Below are 1,646 nucleotides of genomic sequence, written 5' to 3' on the forward strand. Positions count from 1 at the left end.
CGACCTTTGTCGCGAGGCTTCCGCCCGTCCGATTGCTCGTCCAAGCCGCTCGCCAGCTACCAGATCAATCGACAACTCTCTGGGTGAAATCTTCCTCCACTGGTGATACGCGCCGTCGGGGCGCACTGAATAAGATGGGCTTCCGTAATGGCCCCCTCGGTGTCAAGTCCCTCCTATGAGCCTCTCCAATCTTTGTCGCGCCGCGTGAGCGCGCTCCCCATTGCGCCGTAGCGAGCGCGGCGCCTGTTGACTGTTTCCGATGTCGGCGCCGCCGGTCTCTTGCTTCCGTCCGTGGTCGGCACGCGGGCCGCCACATCATGCCATCAGAGGAATCGGTGAGCCTATCTAATGACGCGTGGTCCAACGATTGTCGGCCACTGCCCATCTTGCGGCTTCACCGGCTCCGTCGTCCCGGCGACGGGACTTCGGGCGAAACGGGCTTGTTCAGCTCGCTTCGAATTCACAAATCCGACTGGTTCATGCTCCGACGAGCTGCTGAGCTTTTGACGCCTCCTTGGTCCAGCGGAAGCTCGTCCCATCGATCCACATCCGATGCAAAATCACGCCGATCTTGCGCGCCAAAGCGACCTTGGCCCGTTTTAGCCCACGCCGTTTGGCGATATCCATTCCCCAGCGCTTGAGCGCTGAAAATCGCGTGACGCGCGAGAGAAGGATATTGGCCGCCTCATAGAGAGCGGTGCGCACCATGGCGTCGCCGACGCGCGAAATGCCGCCGGTCACGTCGGTCTCCCCCGATTGATATTTTTTCGGCGTCAATCCGAACAACGCGCCGACGGCCTTGGACTTCCCGATCCGGGTTGGATCGTCGACGGCGGTTTTGAACGTGATCGCCACCAGCGGGCCGACGCCCGGCGCCGTCATCAAATGACGGCAGACGTCATCCTTGCGGACGATCGCCAATATCTCCTTGTGAAGCCGCGTATATTCCGTCTGTAAAGCGCAGCGCGCCGCCAACATGGCCGCGCAAACCTTTTCCAGCATCGTCTGGCCTACGCACAGGTCTCGAACCCGCGTATCGAAACTCTTGCGCGTCACCAGGCCCATCTTCAGGCCAAACCCGCGCAAAATGCCGCGGATGCTGAACTCCACGTCCAGCAATTTGCCAAGCAGAAGCTTGCGCGCGACAAGCAGCGCCCGGACTTCCTGTGAACCAATCGATTTGCAGTGAACCGGCCGGAACCAACCCATTCGGAGCAATTGGGCGATGCCGCGCGCATCCTTGCGATCGGTCTTTACCGTCATTGCCGAGAGCGCGGCCTTCACATGCCGCGTCTCCAGAAGAGATGTCTCGAAGCCGGCTTTCGTCAATCCGGTATGCAGCCATTGCGACAGCGGCCCCGCTTCAAGTCCGACCCGCTCGATGGGTATGGCGAGCCCGCGCAGAAAGACAACCAGGGCGTCTGGCTCGCTTTCGACCTTCGCTTCTTTCATAATCTTGCCTTTGGCGTCGACAACGCAAACGCTCGACAGTTCCAAAGAGACGTCGATTCCGGCATAATATTCCATGGCTGTCCTCCGTCCCACGATGCTTGGGGCCGGCGCTAACCTGGACCCCGTTTCTCATCATACGGGGGACAGCCACCATCCTGAACCAGAGGCTCGGATCGGGGCCATTACGGCATCTA

1 protein-coding gene is annotated in these 1,646 nt (G+C 60.4%); it reads right to left on the reverse strand.

Annotated features, from left to right (window positions below; genetic code table 11):
• Positions 1-477: 477 nt before the first annotated feature.
• Positions 478-1,527: an IS110 family transposase gene (locus QZY01_RS00230; protein ID WP_294531922.1), complete on the reverse strand. Its 1,050-nt coding sequence runs from the start codon at positions 1,525-1,527 to the stop codon at positions 478-480.
• Positions 1,528-1,646: the final 119 nt, after the last annotated feature.

Source organism: uncultured Rhodoblastus sp. (genome assembly GCF_903903185.1).
In the GTDB taxonomy this organism is placed as follows: Bacteria; Pseudomonadota; Alphaproteobacteria; order Rhizobiales; family Beijerinckiaceae; genus Rhodoblastus.

What these genes read in the sequence shown, in the direction of transcription:
- QZY01_RS00230 (WP_294531922.1), bottom strand. Translation starts at nt 1,527, where the DNA reads ATGGAATATTATGCCGGAATCGACGTCTCTTTGGAACTGTCGAGCGTT.